At 73.3% G+C, this 5,999-nt stretch carries 3 protein-coding genes; all 3 read left to right on the plus strand.

From position 1 onward, the window contains the following. Positions 1-2,186 (plus strand): PfaD family polyunsaturated fatty acid/polyketide biosynthesis protein (locus IEZ00_RS31970; RefSeq protein ID WP_189227101.1); only part of this gene is annotated, 2,186 nt, incomplete at its 5' end. Between the two features lie 26 nt (positions 2,187-2,212). After that, positions 2,213-3,421, plus strand: a complete 1,209-nt coding sequence (locus IEZ00_RS31975; protein WP_189227102.1) for a cytochrome P450 — start codon at positions 2,213-2,215, stop codon at positions 3,419-3,421. Positions 3,422-3,679: 258 nt separating this feature from the next. Continuing rightward, positions 3,680-5,999, plus strand: a 2,320-nt coding sequence (locus IEZ00_RS31980) for a type I polyketide synthase (RefSeq protein WP_229796304.1), incomplete at its 3' end; no start/stop codon positions are given.

Consider the following 5,999-nt stretch of genomic DNA (forward strand, 5'->3'; position numbering starts at 1 on the left):
GCGAGCTGTTCGACGCCTACCCCGAGCAGGTCGAGGCGGCCTCGGAGCTGCTCGGGTACTCGGTCCGCGAGCTGTGCCTGGAGGACCCCAGGGGCGAGCTGGACCGCACGGAGTTCACCCAGCCCGCGCTGTTCGTGGTCGGCGCGCTGGCCCACCGGCACTGGCGCGACAGCGGCGGCGCCGACGTGGCGTTCTACGCCGGGCACAGCCTGGGCGAGTACTGCGCGCTGCACGCGGCGGGCGCGTTCGACTTTGCCACCGGACTGCGGCTGGTCCGGCGCCGGGGCGAGCTGATGGCCGGTGCCAGGGGCGGCGGCATGATCGCGGTGGTCGACCTCGACCGCGACCAGGTCACCGAGCTGGTGCGGGAGGGCGGGTTCTGCACGCTCGTCGTGGCCAACGACAACTCGCCGAGGCAGTGCGTCGTCTCGGGCGACGCCGACTCGATCGACGAGCTGGGGCCCTACCTGAGGGAGCGCGGCGTCCGCTGGGTTCGGCTGCGCGTGTCCGGCGGGTTCCACTCCGCCCTCATGCGCCCGGCCCAGCGGGAGTTCCGCCGCTTCCTCGACGCCTTCGACCTCGCCGCGCCGCGCGTGCCGGTGATCGCGAACGCGACCGCGCGGCCCTACCCGTCCGGCACCACGGCCGCGATGCTCGCCGACCAGATCGTCCAACCAGTGCGCTGGACCGAAACCGTCCGGTACCTGCTCGACGCGGGCGTCACGGAGTTCGTCGAGCTGGGCGGCGCGGTGCTGACCAAGCTCGTCGAGCAGACCCGCGCCGCGTCGTCCGCCACCAGGTCCGCACCCGCACCGGTGCCGACGCCCGCGCCCGCGCGTGCGCTCCGGGCGCAGGACCTGGGCAGCGCGGTCTTCCGCGAGCGGCACGGCCTGCGCTTCGCCTACGTCGCGGGCGGGATGTACCGGGGGATCGCCTCGCCGGAGCTGGTCGCCCGGCTGGGCCGCGCGGGCATGCTCGGCTTCCTGGGCACCGGCGGCCTGGAGCCGGTGGAGATCGAGCGCGGGATCAAGGAGGTCCAGGCCGCCCTGGGCGAGGACGGGCCCTGCGGCGTCAACCTCATCGCCGACCACGACGACCCCGACGCCGAGGAGGCGGTGGTCGACGTGCTGCTGCGGCACCGGGTGCGGCTGGTGGAGGCGTCGGCGTACATCCAGATGACACCGGCGCTCGTGCGCTACCGCGCCACCGGCCTGCGCAGGGGACCCGACGGGCGGCCGGTGTGCGAGCACCGCGTCATGGCCAAGGTGTCCCGGCCCGAGGTCGCGGCGGCGTTCATGGCGCCGCCGCCGGACTCGGTGCTGGACCGGCTGCTGGCGACCGGCGCGCTGACCGCGGAGCAGGCCGAGCTGGCGCGGCAGGTGCCGATGAGCCACGACATCACCGTCGAGGCCGACTCCGGCGGGCACACCGACGGCGGCATCCCGACCGTGCTGCTGCCCTCGATGCTGGAACTGCGCCGCAGGGTGCTGGCCGAGCGCTCCTACGCCGAGCCGATCTGCATGGGGTTGGCGGGCGGGATCGGCACCCCGGCGGCGGTGGCGGCCGCGTTCGTGCTCGGCGCCGACTACGTGGTCACCGGCTCGGTCAACCAGTGCACCGTCGAAGCCGCGACCAGCGACGCGGTCAAGGACCTGCTGCAGGGCATCGACGTGCAGGACACCGACTACGCGCCGGCGGGCGACATGTTCGAGCTCGGCAGCAAGGTCCAGGTGCTGCGCAAGGGGGTGTTCTTCCCGGCGCGGGGCAACAAGCTCCACGCGCTCTACACCCACCACGACAGCCTCGACGACCTGCCCGCCAAGACGCGGCAGCTGCTGGAGCGCACCTACTTCCGCAAGCCGCTGGAGGAGGTGTGGGCCGACGTGGCCCGACACCTGCGCGCGACCGGGCGGACCGAACTGCTGCGGCGCGCCGAGCGGCAGCCGAAGCAGAAGATGGCGCTGGTCTTCCGGCGCTACTTCGGCTACACCGCGCGGATCGCGCTGGAGGGCAGGCCCGAGGACAAGGTCAACTACCAGGTCCACACCGGACCCGCGCTGGGCTCCTTCAACCAGTGGGTGCGCGGCACCCCGCACGAATCGTGGCGGCACCGGCACGTCGACGAGATCGGCCGGATGCTGCTCGACGCCGCGGCCGACCACCTGGCCGCGTTCCCCCGCCCCTGACCCCGAGCACCGAAAGGACGGGCACCATGATCACCCGGTTCGACACCTGGGGTGTCGACGAACGCCAGTTCTGGCTGCGCGGCGCGCTGCCGGAGCAGGTCGTCCACTTCGACGCCGAGAGCCGCATGTGGCACGTCTACGGCCACGCCGAGGCGGTGCGGGTGCTCAGCGACGCCAAGCTGTTCTCCTCCAACATGATGCGGCTGATGGCCGCGGAGATCGGCGCCGACGTCGAGGAGGCCCAGGCGGGCGAACTGCTCTACCTCGACCCGCCCCGGCACACCCGGCTGCGCAGGCTGGTCAACCACGCCTTCACCCCCAAGGTGCTGGCAGGGCTGGAGTCGAAGATCGCCGGGCTCACCCACGAGCTGCTGGACCAGGTGCCCGCGACCGGCCGCCTGGAGCTGGTCGGCGCGCTGGCCTACCCGCTGCCGGTCATCGTGATCGCCGAGCTGCTCGGCGTGCCCGCGAGCGACCGCGACCTGTTCCGCGAGTGGGCCGAGTCGCTGATCCCCACCACCGGCTCGGAGGTCTCCCTGGTCGGCCGGTTCGAGGGCCAGGACAAGGTCACCGAGACGACCCTGCTGCAGCGCAAGGAGTTCGGCGAGTACCTGGCCGAGCACATCGAGGACCGGCGCAGGCACCCGCGCGAGGACCTGCTGAGCGGGCTGGTGCACGCCGAGGTGGACGGGGAGCGGCTCAGCGACAAGGAGATCGCCACGCTGGCCGACGTGCTGCTGCTGGCCGGGCACGTGACCACCACGATGCTGCTGGGCAACACGGTCCTGTGCCTGGACTCGCACCCGGACGAGTTCGCCCGCGTGCGCGCGGACCGCTCACGCCTGCCCGACGTCATCGAGGAGTCGCTGCGCTACCTGCCGCCGTTCGCCGTGACCGCCAGGGCGAGCACGGCCGAGGCCGAGGTCGGCGGGGTCGTGATCCCGCCCGACCAGCTGGTGATGGTCTGGCTCGGCGCCGCCAACCGGGACCCGCGGGTGTTCGACGCCCCGGCGGAGTTCCGCCCAGGGCGCGACCCCAACCCGCACCTGACCTTCTCCAGGGGGATCCACTACTGCATCGGGGCCGGGCTGGCCCGGCTGGAGGGCCGGATCGCGCTGGGCATCCTGTTCGACCGGTTCCGCGAGATCGCCACCATCCCCGACGAGCCGCCGCAGTTCATCCCCAGCGCGCAGATGCTCAACGCGCACACGCTGCCGCTCGCCGTCTCGTCGTGAGCCGCGGCGGGACGCGCACCGCTGTCCGATTTGTCGGTAATACCACGCTGGATCGGCTGCTCGGGAACGGCGGGTACCTGAACGGGAACCGGCTTCGCGAGCATCGTTGCCGAGGCGGCAGGCGAGGGGACCGCGACGGTTCCCCGGCACCGACGCCCACCCCGTGGGCCGGGGCAGTGCCCTGTCCCGGCCCGCTCGTTCCCGGACGGGCGGAGTCGAGCAGCGCCATCAGCGCGACGAACGCGAACGGAGCGTGACATGAGCCACCGCGTCAGTTCGGTGAGCGAGCTGTACGAGCTGATCAGCCGGGGGGAGATCGACAAGGCCGAGGCGGTGCGCCTGGCCAAGCGGCTGAAGGGCGCCAAGCGGGCCGAGCCGGCGGACCGGGTCGAACCGGCGCAGCCGGCCGGGATCGACGCGGAGGTGCTGCGGGACCGGGTCTGCGACGTGCTCGCGGACAAGGTCCGGCAGCTGCTCAAGGTCAGCCGCGAGGACCTCGACGTCGACGTCGAGCTGAGCGAGTACGGGCTGGACTCGGTCGTCATCACCCACCTCGTGAGCATGGTCAACGACGCGCTGGAGCTGAACCTGAAGCCCACCGCGCTGTTCGAGCACCCGAACCTGCGCGCGCTGGCCACCCACATCGTCGACGAGCACGGGACGGGGCTGGCGGACCGCCTGGGCTTGCGCCCCGTCCCGGCGCCCGCGGCGCGCGGCCAGGTCCGCGAAACCCCGACGCCCAAGCCCGTCGTGCCGCCCCGACCGGTCCCGGCCGACCCGCCGCCGCCGGGAGACCCGGTCGCGATCATCGGGATGAGCGGCCGCTTCCCCCAGGCCGACGACCTCGACGCGTTCTGGCGCAACCTGTTCGAGGGCCGCGACTGCGTCAGCGAGGTGCCCGCCGACCGGTGGGACTGGCGCGAGCTGTACGGCGACCCCTTCGACCAAGCCGGTCGCACCACCGTCAAGTGGGGCGGCTTCATGGACGGCGTCGCCGACTTCGACCCGGAGTTCTTCGGCATCGCGCCCCGCGAGGCGCAGCTGATGGACCCGCAGCACCGGCTGCTGATGCTCCACGTGTGGAAGGCGCTGGAGGACGCGGGCTACGCGGCCGACGCCCTGGCGGGCAGCGACCTCGGCATCATCGTGGGCACCGCGACCACCGGGTACCACCGCCTGATCGACGCCCACGCCCCCGGCGGGGACGGCGTCGCGGCCACCGCCACGGTGCCCTCCATCGGCCCGAACCGGATGAGCTTCTTCCTGGACGTGCACGGTCCCAGCGAACCGGTCGAGACGGCCTGCTCCAGCTCGCTGGTCGCGCTGCACCGGGCGGTCGCGGCGCTGGACCGGGGCGAGTGCTCGCTCGCGGTCGCGGGCGGGGTCAACACCGTGCCGGTGCCCGACGGCCACATCAGCTTCGGCCGGGCGGGCATGCTCAGCCAGGACGGCCGGAGCAAGGCGTTCTCCGACCGCGCCGACGGCTACGCGCGCGGCGAGGGCGTCGGCATGCTGGTGCTGAAGAAGCTGTCGGCGGCCGAGCGCGACGGCGACCACATCCACGGCGTGATCCGCGCGACCGCGGTGAACCACGGCGGCCGGGCCAACTCGCTCACCGCGCCGAACCCGAAGGCGCAGGCGGCGGTGATCCGCGACGCCTACCGCCGGGCAGGTGTCGACCCGCGCACGGTCGGCTACATCGAGGCGCACGGCACCGGCACGAAACTGGGCGACCCCGTGGAGGTCAACGGCCTCAAGGAGGCGTTCCGCGACTTGTACGCCGACTTCGGCGCCGACGTCGCGGGCGCCCACTGCGGCATCGGCTCGGTCAAGACCAACATCGGCCACCTCGAGCTGTCGGCCGGTGTGGCGGGCGTGCTCAAGGTGCTGCTGCAGATGCGCCACCGCACGCTGGTGCGCAGCCTGCACTGCCAGACCGTGAACCCGTACGTCGAGCTGGAGGACAGCCCGTTCTTCCTGGTGCGCGAACGGCAGCCCTGGGCCGCGCCGGTCGCCGCCGACGGGACCGAGCTGCCGCGCCGGGCGGGCGTGAGCTCGTTCGGCTTCGGCGGGGCGAACGCGCACGTGGTGCTGGAGGAGTACCGGCCGCCCGTCGAATCGCGCGCGGCGGCGGGACCGTTCGCCATCGTGCTGTCGGCCAACGAGCCGGAGACCCTGCTGGCCCGCGCGCGGCAGCTGCTCGGGTGGCTCGACGACCGCCGCCCCGGCGACGACGACCTGCCGAGCCTGGCCTACACCCTCCAGGTCGGCCGGGTGGCGATGCCGGAGCGGCTGGCCTTCACCGTCGAGACGGTGGAGGACCTGCGGGACGCGCTGCGGGCGTTCGTCGCGGGCGACCCGCCCGCCCACCTGTACCGCGGTCGCCCGCAGCCGAACCCGGTGTGGCGCGTGCTCGTCGGCGACGAGGACATCGCCGCCGCGATGGACAGCTGGGTCGCCAAGGGCAAGCTGCCGCGCCTGCTGGAGCTGTGGGCCGCCGGGTTCGACTTCGACTGGCGCCGCCTGCACGGCGACACCCCGCCGCGCCGCATCCCGCTGCCGACCTACCCGTTCAACC

Source organism: Saccharothrix coeruleofusca (genome assembly GCF_014648515.1).
In the GTDB taxonomy this organism is placed as follows: domain Bacteria; phylum Actinomycetota; class Actinomycetes; order Mycobacteriales; family Pseudonocardiaceae; genus Actinosynnema; species Actinosynnema coeruleofuscum.